This is a genomic window from Citrobacter sp. TBCS-14, assembly GCF_005280805.1.
Classification (GTDB): domain Bacteria; phylum Pseudomonadota; class Gammaproteobacteria; order Enterobacterales; family Enterobacteriaceae; genus Citrobacter; species Citrobacter gillenii.
On sequence record NZ_SZWM01000164.1, the window covers coordinates 517,667 to 537,386 of the forward strand.

Sequence of the window (19,720 nt, forward strand, 5' to 3'; positions counted from 1 at the left end):
TTTCATCCCCTATTTTACAACAGACCCCACGCGGGAACTTTCTCCCCGAATGGCCAGATCGTAGCTCAACTTAACTACATCAATTTTTTCGTTCACATAGACGACGCTAAATAACTTTTTATCCTTCATCGCCATTCGGCAATCACTCTCAAAGACATTATCGAGGTAATGAATAGCCCGTACACGTGAGTCATCATGTTTGCCTGCAGCATATTCGGTCGCCTCACGGAACTTGAGGTCCCCGGTATCGCAGGTAGCCTTTACCTTAGCTTCATCAAAGGTATTCCCGGGTTTAGCGGTATTATCTTCGAGAAATTTAAGGTGGAACGCCTTCAAATTTGTGAAGTTCTGGTACGCTCCTGCATCATAGTGTGAAACGAATAAGGCACAGCCACTCAGTAAAAGGAAAGTACAAAACATCAGCCGGGCAGCGGATTTAAGCACCAAATTAGATCGTTTCATTTTTCACTCTCCGCGATACCCCATGATGGCAAACAGCGTTTCCCCTCCTTGTACACCGCTGGCAAGGAACCCGTCGGCGGTGAGCGCCAACGGGCGTCGTGTCACCGAATTACCAACATTACCGCCAATAATTTCAATCTCATTAGTGCCAACGGAAACAACTAAGTCGGTGTGACTGCTGTAGTTACCAAGATGCTGATGATCGTAATCAACGACCTTATCGGGATCGCGATCCCAACACACCAGGTCCCCAACCTGCGGTTTACGTTCGTTCAGTCGGTATCCCCAGTACAACGCCGTGGCGTTACCCTGATTTCGGTCGCGGATAGATTTGCTGATATACGTCGCATGCGAAGCAGAGTAGGAAAAACGCTCTCCCGCGCCAGCCTGACGCATGACCCATGAAATAAACGCCGCCGACCACGGCCAGTCATGATCTCGCCCGTCCAGGTCGTCCCGCCCGATTTTTGCCCAATACAGGCCAACACGTTGCCACCAGTCATCCTCACCTTCTTTGTGTCCGGAATGAATAAGGCCACCATTACGGTTGTAGCGCTGTTCGCCAAAAAAATGCCACTCTTCAGCTGCGAACGACGCGGCGTTATCCGCAAAACCAGAGACGGGTGCTTCCTCTCCAAAATACGGAACGCTGGGTTGTTCCACCGGAGGTATCGACGTCTGAGGGACTGATATATCGGGTGAGGGCCCGACGAGTATACCGTTGGCGTTAATGGGGACCTGCGAAAGATCCCAGTTGCCACGATCTATTTCAAATCGCAAACATTTTGTACGATAAACGGTAGGATGAAGTTCGGGGTTGCTATGGTTGGCTAACCATGAATTTCTCACTTCAACATACTGAGAAATCCAGGTGTGCTCATCACCGCCACTGGCTGGAGGCACCTCACGAAACTGGGCGCGCAAGAACGTCAAAATAGTGCCGCTATGAACAAACGAGTCATAGATAACCAGCAGTGAGAGCGCATCTTTAAAACCAAAGTCCTGTGCCCATTTCAGCGCAGGCAGATAATAGCGCTCATCAAAGAACCGATCCTGTACCGATTTCATTATCGGGTCATCGCGCCCTGCTCGTCGTAATAAGTCCTTAAACGGTTCATTGTCAACCAGTGCGATATTGCCTATCTTTGGAACAAACGGAGCAAGATCGGCACTGAATCGCCCGTTTGCATTAACGTAACGGGTCACCAGATCCTGCAATTTGCTGTATTCCGTAGTTTGTGAACGACCGTAAGTGATCTGCCTGATCCCGTGAGGACCATCATGGAATATTGCAATAGCCGAGTAATCGCCTTCGGCCGAGCCGGTTTCAAACGCATTCAAAACTCGTTCACAGAGACTTTTCTGTGCTGGCGTAAGTATCATGATGCCCTCTCTGTCGATAGTTAATCGTTACACTTCATTTACTTTTCGGGCTGTCGGATTTACCCGGCTCTGCGGGTTTTGGGCCTGTGGAACGGACTTGCATAACCCGTTGAAGAATATCGAACCAGAAAGGTCCGCCGAGTGAGACGGCGAAAATAGTCACCAGCAGTCCCACCACTTTTGCCAACCATTCAGCAGCCCCTTGCGGCCATCCTTTCCAGCCCAGTTCGAAGCCTGCAGACTGCATAACGGCAATCGCGTGGTTATATTTATCTTCAGCTGTCGTGATGCGGTCCTGGTCCTGAACCTGATTTTTCGCCTCATTGACTTCTTGCCGCGCGATCGCCACCATTTTTTCTCGAACATCAGGATTGGAGGCCAGCACCGTCGCAAGATTGAGGCTGTCAATATTCCCCCCCAGAACCAAAGCGGTGGCGACAATCAACGTGATGGTCTGCATTTTTCGCTTATACCAACCCGAGGCGCGATCCATTACCGCATCAAACTGTTTTGCGACCGCGTTGCGAAACGTGACCGCGTTATTGCCCGTTTGCGCCACCACTGTTTCGAGGATGCCTTTGATCCGATTATTTTTGGCATTTCCCGGCAGGGCGTTCACTCCAGCAGAGAGCGTTGCCATCGCACTTTTGCTGACAACTAACGCCTCCACGACTTGCGCGACAATGTCTGGGGGAATATAGGAAGGACGCCCCTGCTTTCCTTTACTTAGAGACTGAATTAACGGATGTTCAAAAAACTGAGTAATAAATTGCTGATTTTGCGCCAGATCGCCTGAAAGGAACTCGTTCAGCGCCACGTCAAGATTTTGACTACGAATACGGGTCCACGCAGAAATAGCTTCAACAATCGCGGTACACGCTATCCCAAACATGAAATACACAGTCATCATCCCAATTAATACATCAAGCGTCTCAAGTCCAAACATGGTGTCTCCCTCATGGTGAAGAACGTTTGGTCAGCCTCCAGCAGAACCATGCTGGTTGCTTCCTGAAAATATGAGTCAGAAGCAGTGAGTATTCGGTAAGAAGTTCGTAGTAATTACTGGTGCGGTATCAATCAGAAGTCGTATGTCCTTTGGCTAACCACATGCGTTATCTAATAAATAGACACTAATAAAATATTATTATTCTGTCGGCTCAAATTAAAACCATTTTATTAATGTTATTCCCTGCAGAAATACGTAAATCTTAATTACCCGTTTAATTTTAGGCGGTAATACTCAGAAAAACACCAATAAGGCAAAAACACTCCAACCAAATTTAAAGCAAGGTTAAGTCAAATGAAAACATTAAAATACATATGAAAACATTAAAATACATAGCACTCAGTATTTTTATAGCTATACTAAGTGGTTGCGGTGCGTCTAATACTGGCGTTACCAGTATGGCATCTAACAGCAATGAAATAAATATATTAGCTAAAAAACCAGATTATGCCATTGTCAAGGTATTGTATGCCACCGATAGAAATTATAACAGCGGCGCACCACCCAACCAATCATATGGAACCAATAGAGCCTCAATCTCCTATGGGTTATGTGAAGTTAGCATTCCTCGACACCACATTACAGGAATAACTGAACAACCTTCATTTTTTAAACTTGAGTTCAAAGAAGATCCCAAAAAACACGTAGCCTTACTTGGTGTAACACCTTTAGCTAAAAATATTTTTTTCAATTATCTTGCATCCACAGTAAAAAACACACCAGAGAAAAAGACTTTCATTTTTATTCATGGGTATAATGTTTCATTCGCCGAGGCAGCCAGAAAAACAGCTCAAATATACTATGATTTAAGTATCGATATGGTTCCTGTTTTTTATAGTTGGCCTTCACAGGCCAGAACCTCTGCTTATACTATTGATGAGCAAAATGCTGAGTGGACACAAACCAACCTAAAACATTTCCTTATCGATTTTCTTGAGAAATCCGATTCAAAAAATATCTACCTGATAGCCCACAGCATGGGTAATAGAGTTTTATCGCGGGCGGTTATTGATGTATTGAATACAAATCCAGATTATCGAAATCGTATAAAAGAGGTCATTCTAACTGCTCCTGACATAGATGCCGATGTTTTCAAACGAGACATTGCCCCTGCACTGGTGGCACAAGGAGAACCTGTTACTTTGTATGCTTCATCAACGGATAAGGCGTTAGCCGCATCCCAGGCGATACACCGTTATCCGCGAGCGGGTGATTCGTCTACTGGTTTGATTTATTATCCTGGAATAGAATCGATTGACGCAACCAGCGTTGATACTAGCTTTATAGGCCATAGTTATCCAAGCGAAGAACGTTCTGTGCTTTCAGATATTTTTTATCTTATTAATGATAACAAGCGGGCATCCCAACGCATCGGGCTAAGCTACGTTGAATCTGGACAATACTGGAAAATCAATAAATAGGTAATGAATTCAAACGTTCTGAATACCACAGGTATACCTTGTTCGGCGATAGTAGACTCCTGGAGACAAGAGTCTACTATCAGTACGAATGTCCATAGCCAGGAACGACCATGTAAAAGCTAATCCTCATGTATCGGGCCAAATTTAACTTTATGTATTTGCTATTTTTCCAGTTATGTTAAGGCATCGCCCCAAGGAAGAATATAACTATGCCCCACTTTCGTCTGGCCCTTATCCCATTACTTACCGCATTTTGTCTGCCCGCGTTTGCCCACCCGACAACGCTGAATAAAGTCAAAGAAGCAGAAAGCCAGCTCACCGCACGCGTCGGTTATGCCGAGCTGGATCTCACCAGCGGCGAGATTCTGGAAAGCTATCGCCTGCAAGAGCGTTTTCCGATGATGAGTACATTTAAGGTTTTACTCTGCGGCGCGGTGCTCGCACGCGTTGACGCAGGAAAAGAGCGGCTGGATCGTCGCATCCCGTTCAGCCAGCGTGATCTGGTCGAATACTCGCCAGTTACAGAAAAACACCTGACCGATGGCATGACCGTCGGCGAATTATGCGATGCCGCCATCACAATGAGCGATAACACGGCGGCAAATCTACTGCTTACGGCCATCGGCGGTCCGCAAGGATTAACCGCGTTTCTGCGCACAACCGGCGATCGGGTGACCCGACTCGACCGCTGGGAACCCGAATTGAACGAAGCGCTACCCGGCGATAAACGCGATACGACGACACCTGAAAATATGGCGCAAACGTTGCGCCAACTGCTCACCGGAAAAATCTTGACGACGACATCACAGCAGCAACTCACCCACTGGATGGTGACGGATAAAGTCGCGGGGCCACTGTTGCGCTCGGTACTTCCGGCAGGCTGGTTTATAGCCGATAAAACAGGTGCCGGGGCACGCGGTTCTCGCGGGATCGTCGCGGCGTTAGGGCCGGACGGTAAGCCTTCCCGTATCGTGGTGATTTACGTCACCGAAAGCCAGGCAACAATGGAGGAGCGAAACAGACAGATTGCGGGGATTGGGGCGACGCTGATCCAACACTGGGATGAGTAAAGTTGCCTCAAGACAACGGTACGTTGTTACGCGCGACAGCGGAAATATAAAAAATCAGGGAATTGAGTTGAGTCATCTGTAGTGCATCGCGCGATTCCCCGTTGTTCTGTCTGCTCTTAAGACATCATATTAACGGGGACGCGGAAGCGTTCAGACTCAGTGATGGCGCAGTTGTCCATCGCTATGTTTAGGTCCGATACGACCTGCTTCTATCAGAATTTCCTCTATGAGCTCTTCGAGGCACGCCTTACCATGATGATCGCAGACAAGATGCACCTGCCGGGAAATTTCTTCAGGTTTCATACCATCACATAATGCAGCCTTCAGCATTAAGGTGGCCCAGCGTTTTGCTTCAGAGTGAGTTAACATGACCCCTCCCGATATGTGATACCTGTATAAGCGTAGCTGCCTGAAGGTAATTCACCTGGCTTTTTATCCGCGTTACAGGCTTAACGAGCATGGAGGAGATCGACGTGTCGGATGCTGTTACGGCACGACAACACCACACGGTTTATTGGACTCGGCGGTGGGGTACTTAGGCCCCGTCCATGTCACCCTCACACATGATCAGCATGAATGGAGCACGGGCAACCAGCGACGGTAATCAAGCATATTGCGAAGCGGTAGAATCAGCAGCGTAAAAAGCCAAACTCCCAGCCTTTACCAATCCGGAACTATATCGAGAGTTTTAAAAATCCGGTTTCAATATGAGTGGATAACCACGTTAAGGCGATGAAAAGATGCGCCTCTCGCTCATCATTTCCGAATCTGCCCAACATACCCAAAGGTAGCAATGCTTAACGGCAGGACGCCCAAAAGAGTACATATACTAAGACGAGTGGTTTAAATCCAGCAATGTGCCCACATTAAGAAGAGATGCTCTAGAATTATTCATTATATCTATGACTATCAATTGTTTTTTGGATTTTGTAAAATAATTTGAATTGGATTAATGTGATTTCAGAATCACTGGAGAAAGTCTTATGAAACTCGCCATCTATAGTACAAAACAGTACGACAAGAAGTACCTGCAACAGGTTAACGAGGCTTTTGGTTTTGAACTTGAATTCTTTGACTTTCTGCTGACCGAGAAAACGGCCAAAACAGCCCATGGCTGCGAAGCCGTGTGCATCTTCGTCAACGACGATGGCAGCCGCCCGGTTCTGGAAGAACTGAAAAAGCACGGGGTGAAGTACATTGCCCTGCGCTGCGCCGGATTCAATAATGTCGATCTGGACGCCGCCAAAGAGCTAGGTTTGCAGGTTGTGCGCGTTCCGGCCTATTCGCCGGAAGCGGTCGCCGAGCATGCGATTGGTATGATGATGACGCTGAACCGTCGTATCCACCGCGCGTACCAACGCACTCGTGACGCCAACTTTTCTCTGGAAGGCCTGACTGGTTTTACCATGTACGGTAAAACCGCCGGGGTGATCGGTACCGGTAAAATTGGTATTGCCGCGCTGCGGATCCTGAAAGGCTTTGGTATGCGTTTGCTGGCGTTTGATCCCTATCCAAGCGCTGCTGCTCTTGAATTAGGCGTTGAGTATGTCGATCTCAACACGCTGTTTGCGGAGTCAGACGTCATTTCCCTGCACTGTCCGTTAACACCGGAAAACTATCATCTGCTCAATGAAGAAGCCTTCGCGCAAATGAAAAGCGGCGTAATGATCGTTAACACCAGTCGCGGGGCCCTTATCGACTCACAGGCTGCCATTGATGCCCTGAAAAACCAGAAAATTGGTTCTTTGGGTATGGACGTGTATGAAAATGAACGCGACCTGTTCTTTGAAGATAAGTCCAATGATGTTATCCAGGATGACGTATTCCGTCGCTTGTCTGCCTGTCATAACGTGTTGTTCACCGGGCACCAGGCATTTTTAACGGCCGAAGCGTTAACCAGCATTTCGGAAACAACCTTACAGAATTTGGCCCAGATTTCCAAAGGCGAAACCTGCCCGAACGCCCTCTTCTGAAAATGCCGCTCCCCTGCATTCGGGGGAGCATTTTCAGATAACCTCTGATGATAAATCCGACAGTATCATTATTATATTGATTGTATTCCCGTCACTAACGTAGAGAAATTCAATGAAGAAAATTGTCACGTTGATTGCGCTCAGCATGCTTATGGCTGGCTGTGTGAGCAATGGAAAAGTTTCCGTTAATCGCGAACAGTTACAGCACCACCGTTTCGTTCTGGAGAGCGTGAACGGCAAACCGGTCACCGTTGCGAAAAATCAACCCGAATTGAGTTTTGGTGAAAATATGACGGTGTCGGGAAAAATGTGTAATCAATTCACGGGCCAGGGCAAGCTGTCTGACGGCGAATTGAAGGTGAAAGACCTGGCGATGACCCGCATGATGTGCGCCGACCCACAGCTGAACGCACTTGATGGCGTTATCAGCGACGTGTTTAAGCAAGGCGCACAGGTCGATTTGACGGCTAACCAGTTAACACTGGCGACGGCAGAGCAAACACTGACGTATAAACTAGCAGACTTAATGTAATTAACGCGGAGACTTAATAGTTTCCGCAACTCCCGGCGGCAAGCGACTGTTCACTGCAGCGTTTGCCGTTAGGTAAAGCACACATCCCGATGGCGGAACCATCCAGTTGACGTGCAATCGACAACGAACCGCCAATCATAGCGCAGTTGGCCTCACCAGAACCCGACATTGCAGCCTTCATGCCCGGCGCGACGTGCGCGGCCGTTGCCTGCTGAACAGGTTCACTGCTGCAAGCCGATAATAATAACGCGGCACACCCTACCCAAAACGCTGCGCGCATCTCACTCCCCTCTAAAAAATACCCCAACGACACAGCCCTAAATAATAGGCAGCAGAAACACTGTCGTCGAGAGGTAAAGTGCGCATTTATGCGCCCTGTTTACATTTTCTGGCAATTTTTTGACGGCTCCTTTGATCAAACCATTCATTCTGTTTATTACAGGGACACAAATGCGAAAATGTGTCCAGATGGCTTTTGCTAAAATAGAAAGATAACTACAGGACTCGTCGTCGTTTTGCGGGTCCCTCTTTTTGCGCAATGTAAGGGTGTCAGTATGCAAACAATTGACGGTAATGGTGCGGTTGCTTCGGTTGCATTTCGTACCAGCGAGGTTATCGCCATCTACCCGATTACGCCGAGTTCGACGATGGCGGAGCAGGCCGATGCCTGGGCCGGGAACGGGCTAAAAAACGTCTGGGGCGATATACCTCGCGTTGTGGAGATGCAGTCGGAAGGCGGTGCCATTGCGACCGTCCATGGCGCGTTACAAACCGGGGCGCTGTCTACATCTTTTACCTCATCGCAAGGTTTATTGCTGATGATCCCGACGCTGTACAAACTGGCCGGTCAACTGACGCCGTTTGTATTGCATGTTGCGGCACGTACGATTGCCACCCATGCGCTGTCGATTTTTGGCGACCATTCCGACGTGATGGCCGTTCGCCAGACCGGCTGTGCAATGCTGTGCGCCAGCAGCGTTCAGGAAGCGCAGGATTTTGCCCTGATTTCGCATATCGCCACGCTGAAAAGCCGCGTCCCGTTTATTCATTTCTTTGATGGTTTCCGCACCTCACATGAAATCAATAAAATCGTACCGCTGGCCGATGACACCATTCTTGGACTGATGCCGCAGGCGGAGATCGACGCCCATCGTTCTCGCGCGCTGAATCCGGAGCATCCGGTGATTCGCGGCACCTCGGCTAACCCGGATACCTATTTCCAGTCACGCGAAGCGACAAACCCGTGGTACAACGCGGTTTACGAGCATGTCGAACAGGCGATGAACGATTTCGCCACCGCAACGGGTCGCCAGTACCAGCCGTTTGAATACTATGGACATCCGCAGGCAGAGCGCGTCATCATTCTGATGGGCTCCGCCATCGGCACCTGCGAAGAAGTCGTGGATGAGTTACTTACCCGTGGCGAAAAAGTCGGCGTACTGAAAGTCCGTCTGTTCCGTCCGTTCTCAGCCCGACATTTACTGCAGGCCTTGCCGGAAACCGCACGCAGCATCGCCGTTCTGGATCGCACCAAAGAACCCGGGGCACAGGCTGAGCCGTTGTATCTGGATGTCATGACCGCGCTGGCCGAAGCCTTTAACTGTGGCGAGCGTGAAACGCTACCGCGTGTAATTGGCGGGCGCTATGGCCTTTCCTCGAAAGAGTTTGGCCCGGACTGCGTGATGGCGGTGTTTAATGAGTTAAGCCATGCCAAACCAAAATCGCGCTTTACCGTCGGCATCTATGATGATGTCACCAATCTGTCACTCCCCCTGCCAGAAAACACCCTGCCCTCCACCGCAAAGCTCGAAGCCCTGTTTTACGGATTAGGCAGCGACGGCAGCGTGTCAGCGACCAAAAACAATATCAAGATTATTGGTAACTCGACGCCGTGGTATGCGCAGGGCTATTTCGTCTATGACTCGAAAAAAGCCGGCGGCCTGACGGTGTCCCATCTGCGCGTCAGCGAAAAACCGATCCGTTCGGCGTATCTGGTGTCGCAGGCGGATTTTGTTGGCTGCCATCAGCTGCAGTTTATCGATAAATATCAAATGGCAGAACGCCTGAAGCCAGGCGGTATCTTCCTGCTCAATACGCCGTACAGCGTGGATGAGGTGTGGTCACGTCTGCCGCAAGAAGTTCAGGCAGTTCTGAACCAGAAGAAGGCCCGTTTTTACGTGATTAACGCTGCCAAAATCGCCCGTGAATGCGGCCTGGCAGCACGTATTAACACCGTAATGCAAATGGCGTTTTTCCATCTGACACAAATTTTACCCGGTGATAGCGCACTGGTGGAACTGCAGGGCGCAATTGCAAAAAGCTACAGCAACAAAGGTCAGGATCTGGTTGAACGTAACTGGCAGGCGCTGGCGCTGGCACGTGAGTCGGTCGCCGAAGTGGCTCTTCAGCCGGTTGATCCGCACAGCGCCAACCGACCGCCAGTGGTCTCCGATGCCGCGCCTGATTTTGTGAAAACCGTGACGGCGGCGATGCTCGCGGGTCTGGGTGACGCACTGCCCGTCTCCGCACTGCCGCCAGACGGTACCTGGCCCATGGGCACCACGCGCTGGGAAAAACGCAATATCGCCGAAGAAATCCCTATCTGGAAAGAAGAACTGTGTACACAGTGCAACCACTGCGTTGCCGCCTGCCCGCACTCGGCAATTCGTGCCAAAGTGGTTTCCCCGGAAGCAATGGCAGACGCCCCGGCTAGTTTGCATTCGCTGGATGTGAAATCCCGCGATATGCGCGGTCAGAAATATGTTCTACAGGTCGCGCCTGAAGATTGCACAGGCTGTAATCTGTGCGTGGAAGTCTGCCCGGCGAAAGATCGTCAGAATCCAGAGATCAAGGCCATCAATATGATGTCCCGCCTGGAGCATGTCGAAGAAGAAAAAGTGAACTATGATTTCTTCCTCAACCTGCCAGAGATCGACCGCAGCAAACTGGAACGCATTGATATTCGCACCTCACAGCTGATCACCCCGCTGTTTGAATATTCCGGTGCCTGCTCAGGCTGTGGCGAAACGCCGTATATCAAGCTGCTTACCCAGCTGTACGGTGACCGCATGCTGATCGCCAACGCAACCGGGTGTTCATCGATTTATGGCGGAAACCTGCCCTCCACACCGTATACCACCGATGCAAACGGCCGTGGGCCAGCCTGGGCAAACTCTCTGTTTGAAGATAACGCCGAGTTTGGTCTGGGCTTCCGCCTGACGGTGGACCAACACCGCGTTCGCGTCATGCGCTTGCTGGAACAGTTTGCCGATAAGATCCCGGCTGAGCTGAATGATGCCTTGCACGCAGAAGCCACGCCGGAAGTTCGTCGCGAGCAGGTCGCCGCACTGCGCCAACATCTGCAAGGTGTTGATGGCGCACAGCAACTGTTAACCGATGCCGATGCACTGGTTGAGAAATCAATCTGGCTGATTGGCGGTGACGGTTGGGCCTACGATATTGGCTTTGGCGGGTTGGACCATGTCCTGAGCCTGACCGAGAACGTTAACATCCTGGTGCTGGATACCCAGTGTTATTCCAACACCGGCGGGCAAGCCTCGAAAGCGACACCGCTTGGCGCGGTCACCAAATTTGGCGAACACGGTAAGCGTAAAGCACGTAAAGATCTGGGCGTCAGTATGATGATGTACGGTCATGTTTACGTCGCACAGATCTCGCTGGGAGCGCAGTTAAACCAGACGGTGAAAGCGATTCAGGAAGCAGAATCTTACCCAGGTCCGTCGCTGATTATTGCCTACAGCCCGTGTGAAGAACACGGCTACGATCTCGCCCTGAGTCACGATCAGATGCGCCAGCTCACGGCCACCGGATTCTGGCCACTGTATCGCTTTGATCCGCGTCGCGCTGACGAAGGTAAACTGCCGCTGGCACTGGACTCTCGCCCGCCGTCAGATGCGCTGGCTGAGACTTTGATGAACGAACAGCGCTTCCGCCGCCTGAATGCACAGCAGCCGGAGGTGGCAGAGCAGTTGTGGAAGGATGCGACCGCAGATTTGCAAAAACGCTATGACTTCCTGGCGCAGTTGGCGGGAAAAGCCGAAAAAAGCAGTACCGATTAATACGTTCAGTTAAGTATTAATCTGGAATAAAAAAAGCCCGAACAGATGTTCGGGCTTGTCAATTTATTCGCTGGCTAATCAATTCTGGGACAACTCTCCAACGAAAAATAAAACGTGACAATAAAGGCATATAACCCGCGCAGAATATCCCAACAAAATTAACTTGTATAATATTTATTTTATATATTTAATCGCTAATTCATTCACCACAATTATCATCATTTCCGTGGAATTATTTGTTTAAGATTTTACTTAAGACGTAACAATTCATATTTATCTCTTTACGGAACTTCTCCTTTAGCATGCGTTAACACCCTACATGGGTCGTCGCAGGTAAATAAAAAAACTAAAGGATTATTTCAATGAACAGAAAAGTATTGGCCCTTGTAATTCCTGCTCTGTTAGCTGCAGGCGCTACTCACGCTGCTGAAGTTTATAATAAAGACGGCAACAAGTTAGACCTCTACGGAAAAGTAAACGCCCTGCGTTATTTTTCTGACACCCCAAGCAACGATGGTGATCAGACTTATTTCCGTGGTGGTTTCAAAGGCGAAACTCAGATCAACGATATGCTCACCGGTTATGGTCAGTGGGAATATCAGGTCAATGCTAACACCACCGAAAGCAATCGCAGCAACAACTTTACCCGTCTGGCCTTCGCGGGTCTGAAATTCGGCGACTACGGTTCTTTCGACTACGGTCGTAACTACGGCGTGATGTACGACGTTGAAGGCTGGACCGATATGCTGCCAGAATTCGGCGGTGACTCTTACACCAAAGCTGATAACTTCATGACCGGTCGTGCCAACGGTGTTGCAACTTACCGTAACACCGATTTCTTCGGCATGGTGAATGGTCTGAATGTGGCGTTGCAGTACCAGGGCGCGAACGAACAGAGCAGCGATGAGCTTGATAACTTCGACCAGGAAGGTACCGGCAACGGCGGCGATCGCAACGTTCAAAACTCTAACGGTGACGGCTTCGGTCTCTCCACTACCTACGATCTGGGTATGGGCGTTAGCCTCGGTGCAGCATACACCTCTTCTGACCGTACTAACGAGCAGACCACTGCCGGTGGCGACGTTGCTGGTGGCGACAAAGCTGACGCATGGACTGTCGGTATGAAATATGATGCAAACAACATCTATTTCGCAACCATGTACGCTGAAACACGTAACATGACCCCGTACGGTGATGCTGGCGTAGCTGACAAAACTCAGAACTTCGAAGTGACTGCACAGTACCAGTTCGACTTCGGTCTGCGTCCGTCCGTCTCTTTCCTGATGTCTAAAGGTCAGGATCTGGGCGCCAACGGTTCTGATGGCGACAAAGATCTGGTTAAATATGCTGACGTAGGTGCGACTTACTACTTCAACAAAAACTTCTCTACCTACGTTGATTACAAAATCAACCTGCTGGATGAAGACGACAGCTTCTACGCTAGCAAAGGTATTTCTACCGATGATATCGTAGCACTGGGTATGGTTTACCAGTTCTAATCTGTCAGCCCGCTGGAAACAGCGGGCTACTCCCCCCCCTGCGCCGTAATTGCGTTTTATCTAGATCAAAACATTATATCTGTTGCGTTAAAACACATCCCTGATAGATGATATATTGCCTTCACACTCGCCGCAGAGGATGCCTGCAATGAATCATCACCCCGTTAAATCATCCCGTATTGCATCCGTCGGTTATGACGAATCATCCCGCACGTTAGAAATTCGTTTTCACCATACGGAAATCCTGCAATATCACTCGGTCCCGGCGCGTATCTTTCGAGATTTCCTGACAGTGGTCTCAAAAGGCCGGTTTTACGATGGCGTAATAAAAGGCAAGTTCCCTGAACTCAAAATAAAGTGATGCCAAAATGTGATCTCTGTCATTGTACATAAAGTGCCATTACGCGGTAAGCTTTAGGAGGATACTTAAACAGGAGGTTTTATGAACAGAACGATTCTTGTACCCATCGATATTTCAGACTCAGAATTAACTCAACGTGTTATTGCCCATGTCGAAGCCGAGGCAAGAATTGACGATGCACAGGTCCATTTTCTGACCGTTATTCCGTCATTGCCCTATTATGCTTCGCTTGGACTGGCCTACTCGGCTGAGTTGCCGGCCATGGACGATCTTAAGGCCGAAGCGAAATCTCAACTGGAAGAGATGATCAAGAAGTTCAATATCCCGGCAGACAGAATTCACGTTCATGTCGTTGAAGGTTCGCCAAAAGATAAAATTCTGGAGCTTGCCAGGAAATTACCCGCAGATATGGTCATTATTGCCTCGCACCGACCTGACATCACCACTTATCTGCTTGGCTCCAACGCCGCAGCTGTAGTGCGGCATGCGGAGTGTTCGGTTCTGGTCGTCCGCTAAGCTTTCTGGCCCGCACATCGCTGCGGGCTTTTCATTTCTACCTCTTTTACCCCGCGATTCCTGACCTAAATGTGCTGACATTTTTCCCGCTTATCCGTACCATACACGCCACAGTTTTTATATCAGACTTCTTTTGCCGGACAATCCGGCGTGATGCATTCTCTTTTGATGCCACACTATGAATTGAGCCTCTATTAAATGTCGCAAAATCAAGATATTAGCAAGAAAGATCAGTATAACCTGAACAAATTACAAAAGCGTCTGCGTCGTAACGTGGGCGAAGCGATTGCCGACTTCAACATGATTGAAGATGGCGATCGCATTATGGTGTGCCTTTCCGGTGGGAAAGACAGCTACACCATGCTGGAGATCCTGCGCAATTTGCAGAAAAGTGCGCCGATCAGTTTTTCTCTGGTTGCGGTTAACCTGGATCAGAAACAGCCCGGTTTCCCGGAACACATTCTGCCGGAGTATCTGGAACAACTGGGCGTCGAGTACAAAATTGTCGAAGAGAACACCTACGGGATCGTCAAAGACAAAATCCCGGAAGGGAAAACTACCTGCTCACTGTGCTCTCGCCTGCGCCGCGGCATTCTGTACCGCACGGCAACCGAACTCGGTGCCACGAAAATTGCGCTGGGACACCACCGCGACGATATCCTGCAAACGCTGTTTTTAAACATGTTTTACGGCGGGAAAATGAAAGGTATGCCACCGAAACTGATGAGCGACGACGGAAAGCATATCGTCATTCGTCCGCTGGCCTATTGCCGTGAAAAAGACATTGAGCGTTTTGCAGAAGCCAAAGGCTACCCGATTATTCCGTGTAACCTGTGCGGTTCACAACCGAACCTGCAGCGTCAGGTGATTGCTGACATGCTGCGTGACTGGGATAAACGCTACCCGGGCCGTATTGAAACCATGTTCAGCGCAATGCAGAACGTGGTGCCTTCGCATCTTAGCGATATCAATCTGTTCGACTTTAAAGGTATTAAGCACGGCTCAGCGGTCGTTGACGGCGGTGACTTAGCGTTCGATCGCGAAGAGATCCCGCTGCAACCTGCTGGCTGGCAGCCGGAAGAAGATGAAAATCAGCTGGATGAGTTACGCCTGAACGTGGTTGAAGTGAAGTAATTTATCATGCCGGATGGCGACGTAAACGTCTTATCCGGCCTACGACGTGCATAAACGCCTGTAGGCCGGATAAGTAGAGCGCCATCAGGCACTCCAACGGACATTTATTTCAACAGACGAACCCGACAGGTTTTGCCTTTAATCTTACCGTTTTGTAACTGCTTCCACGCTTTATGCGCCACGGACTGACGAACGGCCACATAGACATGCATCGGATGCACGGCAATCTTGCCAATGTCGGCCCCATCCAGCCCCATATCACCAGTCAATGCCCCCAGAACATCACCCGGACGCATTTTTGCTTTTTTGCCGCCATCAATGCACAGTGTCACCATCTCGGCCTCAAGCGGCACAATTGAACCGTTGCCAGGTGCAGGTAGCCAGTTCAGCTTAAGTTGCAGCATTTCAGAAAGAATATTGGCACGCTGGGCTTCTTCTGGCGCACAGAAGCTGATGGCCAGGCCGCTGTTACCCGCACGCGCAGTACGTCCAATACGGTGTACATGCACCTCCGGATCCCATGCCAGTTCGTAGTTCACCACCAGCTCAAGCGATTTAATATCGAGGCCACGTGCTGCAACATCGGTTGCCACCAGCACGCGCGCGCTACCGTTAGCGAAACGAATCAGCGTCTGATCGCGATCGCGCTGCTCCAGGTCGCCATGTAGTGACAGCGCACTTTGCCCCGCGGCATTCAACGCGTCGCACACGGCCTGGCAATCTTTTTTGGTGTTACAGAAGACAACGCACGATGCCGGCTGATGTTGACTGAGCAACTTTTGCAGCAACGAAATTTTGCCGTGTGTGGAGGTTTCAAAAAACTGTTGTTCAATCGCCGGTAGCGCATCTACCGTATCGATTTCAATCGTTAACGGGTTTTGCTGCACCCGGCCACTGATTGCGGCAATCGCTTCCGGCCAGGTCGCCGAAAACAGCAGCGTTTGGCGTGACGCAGGCGCAAAGCGGATCACCTCATCAATGGCATCGCTAAAGCCCATATCCAGCATGCGATCGGCTTCATCCATTACCAGTGTATTCAGGGCTTCCAGCGACACGGTACCTTTTTGCAGGTGGTCGAGCAATCTGCCCGGCGTGGCGACAATAATATGTGGCGCATGTTGCAAAGAATCACGCTGTGCGCCAAAAGGTTGCCCACCGCACAACGTTAATATCTTGGTATTCGGCAGGAAACGCGCTAATCGACGCAGTTCGCCCGCGACCTGGTCAGCCAGTTCACGTGTGGGGCATAAGACCAGCGACTGCGTCTGAAACAGCGCGGCATCAATGTGCTGTAACAGTCCAAGACCAAACGCGGCCGTTTTGCCACTGCCGGTTTTTGCCTGCACGCGAACATCTTTTCCTGCCAGGATCGCCGGTAGCGCAGCGGCCTGAACAGGCGTCATTTCAAGATAACCCAGCTCGTTAAGATTCTCGAGTTGAGCGGCAGGTAAAACATTCAGAGTAGAAAAAGCGGTCACAATTTAATCTCGCGGTAAGAACTTATAATTAGCAGGCGCGTATCCTCGCAGATCTGCGCCCGTGATGCGACAATTTAATCGGTTCTTCATCCGGCGGTGGATCAGGCATCGGCTGCGGACGAGGTATCGGGTCAGGAATAGGTACCGGATCGGTCGGTACAGAGTCGGTGTTGAGTGTGGGCAACGGTAGCAATAGCGTGAGACGGGTCATATTCCCTCCAGTCATTCAGGTTGACTCTTTTAGGGTAGACGCTCATTTCCTGCAGGCAAAAAAAAGCCGACTAATCTAAGTCGGCGTCGTACGAATCAATTGTGCTATGCAGTAATTCAAAAAAGGAAGTAAGACAATATGGAGCGCAACGCCCATCGCTTGACGTTGCATTCACCTGCGAGAGAGATATTGCCCCGAATAGGTAGAGAGTTTATTGACCTCGCTCAAAATATTAAACGTTTTCGCCCATCAGAGGCGGTAAAAAACGTTGCTGTTACAACCATTTACTACGATGCAACCATAAAGTAACACCACCAATCAGGAGCACTAACAGAATACAGAACAATGAGAAACCAAACTGCCAGCCGCCACCGGGAATTCCCCCAAGGTTAACGCCAAACAATCCGGTTAAGAATGTGCTGGGCAGAAAGACCATCGCCATCAACGACATGGTATAGGTTCTGCGAGCCAACGATTCCTGCATCACCTGCGCAATTTCATCCGCCATGATACCGGTCCGGGCAATACAGGCGTCAATCTCATCCAACCCTCTTCCCAGCCTGTCGGCGATATCCTGCATCCGACGCCGCTGATCGTCGGTCATCCACGGCAGTCGTTCGCTCGCCAGACGTGCATAAGCATCTCTCTGTGGAGCCATATAGCGCCGCATGACGATCAGTTGCTTACGCAACAGTGCCAGAAAGCCACGCGGTGGGATTTGTTGATCGAGTAAATTGTCTTCCAGATCGATAATTTTGTCGTGCAACTGTTCAATAAACTCACTGGCATGATCGGTTAACGCGTCACAGACATCCACCAACCAACTGCCACAGTCATTCGGCCCCGTTCCTTCTTGCAAATCGCTGATCACATCATCCAACGCCAGCACTTTACGCTGACGCGTCGAGACAATCAGCCGCTCATCCATATATAAACGCATTGCCACCAGTTGGTCCGGACGCTCATCCGTGCTGCCATTAATACACCGCAGGGTGATCAGCGTGCCTTCCCCTATCCGGCTGACTCGTGGGCGCGTACTTTCACCGGCCAGCGCATCGCGCACAATATTAGGAAGCAGAGGCGTCGTCGCCAACCACTTCGCGCTATCAGAATGGGTATAATTAAGATGCAACCAGCAGGGATACTGAGCATCGATCACATCGTTATCTTCCAGCGGTTTTACTCCGCCCTGGCCATCCAGTAGCCAGGCAAACACGGCATCCGGCACATTAACGTCCGCTCCCTTAATGGCTTCCACAGCGCCTCCACAGTCATTCAGTCTTTTTCGTTAGTCTAGCCTGCAGATTATGTTAAGCAATATCTCATTATCCCATTGTGCTGAAATGATTCAGAAAAGTTAAATAAAAATGAAAACGCCGACGACGTCGGCGCGGGTGACGACAGGATTAGAATGAATGACCGTATTTATCCCGTCGGCTGAACCCCGAAGGTGTTACGGTGCCGTGAGGTTGTGGGAAAAATTCTTTTTCCGGAGTGTTACTTAAATGAAATTTATGTGTTCGTGACTGCAGGTCGTTTACCTGATTTTTCAGAATGGCAGATGAATCCGATAACTCATCGACCATGATGGCATTACTTTGAGTCACGTTTTCCAACTCTGCCAGGGCCTGGGTAATCTTAACGATACCCTTCTCCTGTTCCCGCGTGGTGGTTAATATCTCCCCCATCAATTGGTCCAATTGCCCGGCGCCGCCCACGATATCCTGCATATTTTTTTCGGCTTCGCGGACAATAGCCGCCCCTTCGCGCACGTTATAATGAGTTTCATCAATCAGCCGTTTAATACTCTTTGCTGCTTCAGCACTACGATGGGCCAGCGTCCTCACTTCTCCCGCTACCACGGAAAACCCCTTGCCGTGCTCACCTGCTCGTGCTGATTCCACAGCTGCGTTTAATGCCAGAATATTCGTCTGAAAAGCAATGCCATCGATCAGGGCGATGATTTCCGTCATCTGCTGCGCGCATTCGGTGATAGAGCGCATATTGGTCGCAACCTGTACCATTAATTCGCCCCCCTGACGGGCAGAGTGTGTAGCGATATTCGCCTGGGCACTGGCCAACTGCGTATTCTCAGCATTATTACGTGTACTGATGGCTATCTCATCCATATTGGCAGAGGTTTGCGTTAACGCCCCTGATTGCTGCTCCGTTTTAACCGACAGCGCTGCACTGCGGTCCGCAAGTTGTTCAGAGAGCATCATCGCCGTGCGTGAAGAAGTGCGGATTTCGCTGACTAACGCAGAAATATTACTCGATAAGCTATTGATACCCGGAATAAGTCGCCCGGCGCAATTATTTCCGAACTCAGGAATACTGATCGCCAAATTCCCTGACGTGACCTCTTCTATGCTTTTTTTGACGGTATTGATTGGTTCAACGAGATATTTTGTCATGTACCACCACAGACATAATATCGAGATCAGACTCACTACGTCAGTATAAATAATAATATCAATCTCTGTGGATAATAATAACTCCATCACATTGAGAATAAAAAGTGTTAATGTCACAAATGAAATAATAAATGTCCTGACGCTTATATTCTTCAACATTTCAGCTCTGCTCACCAAGAAA

At 49.7% G+C, this 19,720-nt stretch carries 18 protein-coding genes; 9 read left to right on the forward strand and 9 right to left on the reverse strand.

The genetic code is table 11. From position 1 onward, the window contains the following. Positions 1-9 precede the first annotated feature (9 nt). The 3 genes from FDX22_RS06175 to FDX22_RS06185 all read right to left on the reverse strand — a co-directional run bounded on the left by FDX22_RS06175 (position 10) and on the right by FDX22_RS06185 (position 2,791). A complete protein-coding gene (locus tag FDX22_RS06175; protein WP_135911979.1) occupies positions 10-462 on the reverse strand; it encodes a hypothetical protein in 453 nt (150 codons plus the stop codon). Positions 463-465: 3 nt separating this feature from the next. Then, positions 466-1,803, reverse strand: coding sequence for a DUF2272 domain-containing protein (locus FDX22_RS06180; protein ID WP_222592514.1), 1,338 nt, complete (start codon positions 1,801-1,803; stop codon positions 466-468). Positions 1,804-1,879: 76 nt separating this feature from the next. After that, positions 1,880-2,791: a hypothetical protein gene (locus tag FDX22_RS06185; RefSeq protein WP_135911977.1), complete on the reverse strand. Its 912-nt coding sequence runs from the start codon at positions 2,789-2,791 to the stop codon at positions 1,880-1,882. A 374-nt stretch (positions 2,792-3,165) separates the two neighbouring features. On the opposite strand from FDX22_RS06185, the gene FDX22_RS06190 reads away from it, so the two are divergent. Together FDX22_RS06190 and blaGIL are read left to right on the forward strand one after the other, a co-directional pair. Further along, a complete protein-coding gene (locus FDX22_RS06190; protein ID WP_146716882.1) occupies positions 3,166-4,272 on the forward strand; it encodes an alpha/beta hydrolase in 1,107 nt (368 codons plus the stop codon). Between the two features lie 209 nt (positions 4,273-4,481). Continuing rightward, positions 4,482-5,342, forward strand: coding sequence for a GIL family class A beta-lactamase (gene blaGIL, locus FDX22_RS06195; RefSeq protein ID WP_346342210.1), 861 nt, complete (start codon positions 4,482-4,484; stop codon positions 5,340-5,342). Positions 5,343-5,498: 156 nt separating this feature from the next. On the opposite strand, the gene FDX22_RS06200 is transcribed toward blaGIL, so the two are convergent. Further along, positions 5,499-5,711 carry a hypothetical protein gene (locus tag FDX22_RS06200; protein ID WP_096756927.1) on the reverse strand — a complete coding sequence of 71 codons (213 nt, stop codon included), beginning with the start codon at positions 5,709-5,711 and terminating at the stop codon, positions 5,499-5,501. Between the two features lie 614 nt (positions 5,712-6,325). Between FDX22_RS06200 and ldhA the strand changes: the two genes are divergently transcribed. Together ldhA and hslJ are read left to right on the forward strand one after the other, a co-directional pair. After that, on the forward strand, positions 6,326-7,315 hold the full coding sequence (gene ldhA / locus FDX22_RS06205) for a D-lactate dehydrogenase (RefSeq protein ID WP_096756925.1): 990 nt from the start codon (positions 6,326-6,328) through the stop codon (positions 7,313-7,315). A gap of 112 nt (positions 7,316-7,427) precedes the next feature. Beyond that, on the forward strand, positions 7,428-7,847 hold the full coding sequence (gene hslJ / locus FDX22_RS06210; RefSeq protein ID WP_115258361.1) for a heat shock protein HslJ: 420 nt from the start codon (positions 7,428-7,430) through the stop codon (positions 7,845-7,847). Between the two features lie 13 nt (positions 7,848-7,860). On the opposite strand, the gene FDX22_RS06215 is transcribed toward hslJ, so the two are convergent. Next, positions 7,861-8,127, reverse strand: coding sequence for a DUF333 domain-containing protein (locus tag FDX22_RS06215; protein ID WP_096756923.1), 267 nt, complete (start codon positions 8,125-8,127; stop codon positions 7,861-7,863). A gap of 274 nt (positions 8,128-8,401) precedes the next feature. Here FDX22_RS06215 and nifJ point away from each other — a divergent pair, with 274 nt between their 5' ends. The 5 genes from nifJ to ttcA all read left to right on the forward strand — a co-directional run bounded on the left by nifJ (position 8,402) and on the right by ttcA (position 15,436). Beyond that, positions 8,402-11,926, forward strand: a complete 3,525-nt coding sequence (gene nifJ, locus FDX22_RS06225; RefSeq protein ID WP_135911974.1) for a pyruvate:ferredoxin (flavodoxin) oxidoreductase — start codon at positions 8,402-8,404, stop codon at positions 11,924-11,926. Positions 11,927-12,288: 362 nt separating this feature from the next. Beyond that, entirely contained in the window at positions 12,289-13,425 is a 1,137-nt protein-coding gene (gene ompC, locus FDX22_RS06230) for a porin OmpC (protein WP_115258359.1), read from the forward strand. A 148-nt stretch (positions 13,426-13,573) separates the two neighbouring features. Beyond that, positions 13,574-13,786 (forward strand): KTSC domain-containing protein, encoded by a 213-nt coding sequence (locus FDX22_RS06235; RefSeq protein ID WP_096756920.1) that lies wholly within the window; start codon positions 13,574-13,576, stop codon positions 13,784-13,786. A gap of 81 nt (positions 13,787-13,867) precedes the next feature. Continuing rightward, the gene (gene uspF, locus FDX22_RS06240; protein WP_115258358.1) at positions 13,868-14,302 is read left to right on the forward strand and encodes a universal stress protein UspF; all 435 of its coding nucleotides are present in this window, start codon (positions 13,868-13,870) and stop codon (positions 14,300-14,302) included. A gap of 198 nt (positions 14,303-14,500) precedes the next feature. Further along, positions 14,501-15,436, forward strand: coding sequence for a tRNA 2-thiocytidine(32) synthetase TtcA (gene ttcA / locus FDX22_RS06245; protein WP_115258357.1), 936 nt, complete (start codon positions 14,501-14,503; stop codon positions 15,434-15,436). Positions 15,437-15,540: 104 nt separating this feature from the next. On the opposite strand, the gene dbpA is transcribed toward ttcA, so the two are convergent. From dbpA to FDX22_RS06265, 4 genes are all read right to left on the reverse strand, one after another. Continuing rightward, positions 15,541-16,914: an ATP-dependent RNA helicase DbpA gene (gene dbpA, locus FDX22_RS06250; RefSeq protein ID WP_146716883.1), complete on the reverse strand. Its 1,374-nt coding sequence runs from the start codon at positions 16,912-16,914 to the stop codon at positions 15,541-15,543. A gap of 28 nt (positions 16,915-16,942) precedes the next feature. Further along, the gene (locus tag FDX22_RS06255; RefSeq protein ID WP_096756916.1) at positions 16,943-17,125 is read right to left on the reverse strand and encodes a hypothetical protein; all 183 of its coding nucleotides are present in this window, start codon (positions 17,123-17,125) and stop codon (positions 16,943-16,945) included. A gap of 274 nt (positions 17,126-17,399) precedes the next feature. Next, positions 17,400-18,383 (reverse strand): zinc transporter ZntB, encoded by a 984-nt coding sequence (gene zntB, locus FDX22_RS06260; protein WP_146716884.1) that lies wholly within the window; start codon positions 18,381-18,383, stop codon positions 17,400-17,402. 148 nt (positions 18,384-18,531) lie between these two features. Continuing rightward, positions 18,532-19,698, reverse strand: a complete 1,167-nt coding sequence (locus FDX22_RS06265) for a methyl-accepting chemotaxis protein (protein ID WP_146716885.1) — start codon at positions 19,696-19,698, stop codon at positions 18,532-18,534. Between the last annotated feature and the right edge of the window lie 22 nt (positions 19,699-19,720).

Bases quoted from the DNA above. Each gene is read 5' to 3' on its own strand.
- FDX22_RS06255 (WP_096756916.1), bottom strand. From the start codon at position 17,125: ATGACCCGTCTCACGCTATTGCTACCGTTGCCCACACTCAACACCGAC.
- FDX22_RS06200 (WP_096756927.1), bottom strand. From the start codon at position 5,711: ATGTTAACTCACTCTGAAGCAAAACGCTGGGCCACCTTAATGCTGAAG.
- hslJ (WP_115258361.1), top strand. From the start codon at position 7,428: ATGAAGAAAATTGTCACGTTGATTGCGCTCAGCATGCTTATGGCTGGC.
- nifJ (WP_135911974.1), top strand. From the start codon at position 8,402: ATGCAAACAATTGACGGTAATGGTGCGGTTGCTTCGGTTGCATTTCGT.
- FDX22_RS06185 (WP_135911977.1), bottom strand. From the start codon at position 2,791: ATGTTTGGACTTGAGACGCTTGATGTATTAATTGGGATGATGACTGTG.
- ldhA (WP_096756925.1), top strand. From the start codon at position 6,326: ATGAAACTCGCCATCTATAGTACAAAACAGTACGACAAGAAGTACCTG.
- ttcA (WP_115258357.1), top strand. From the start codon at position 14,501: ATGTCGCAAAATCAAGATATTAGCAAGAAAGATCAGTATAACCTGAAC.
- FDX22_RS06265 (WP_146716885.1), bottom strand. From the start codon at position 19,698: ATGTTGAAGAATATAAGCGTCAGGACATTTATTATTTCATTTGTGACA.
- FDX22_RS06235 (WP_096756920.1), top strand. From the start codon at position 13,574: ATGAATCATCACCCCGTTAAATCATCCCGTATTGCATCCGTCGGTTAT.
- FDX22_RS06175 (WP_135911979.1), bottom strand. From the start codon at position 462: ATGAAACGATCTAATTTGGTGCTTAAATCCGCTGCCCGGCTGATGTTT.
- uspF (WP_115258358.1), top strand. From the start codon at position 13,868: ATGAACAGAACGATTCTTGTACCCATCGATATTTCAGACTCAGAATTA.
- FDX22_RS06215 (WP_096756923.1), bottom strand. From the start codon at position 8,127: ATGCGCGCAGCGTTTTGGGTAGGGTGTGCCGCGTTATTATTATCGGCT.
- ompC (WP_115258359.1), top strand. From the start codon at position 12,289: ATGAACAGAAAAGTATTGGCCCTTGTAATTCCTGCTCTGTTAGCTGCA.
- blaGIL (WP_346342210.1), top strand. From the start codon at position 4,482: ATGCCCCACTTTCGTCTGGCCCTTATCCCATTACTTACCGCATTTTGT.
- FDX22_RS06190 (WP_146716882.1), top strand. From the start codon at position 3,166: ATGAAAACATTAAAATACATAGCACTCAGTATTTTTATAGCTATACTA.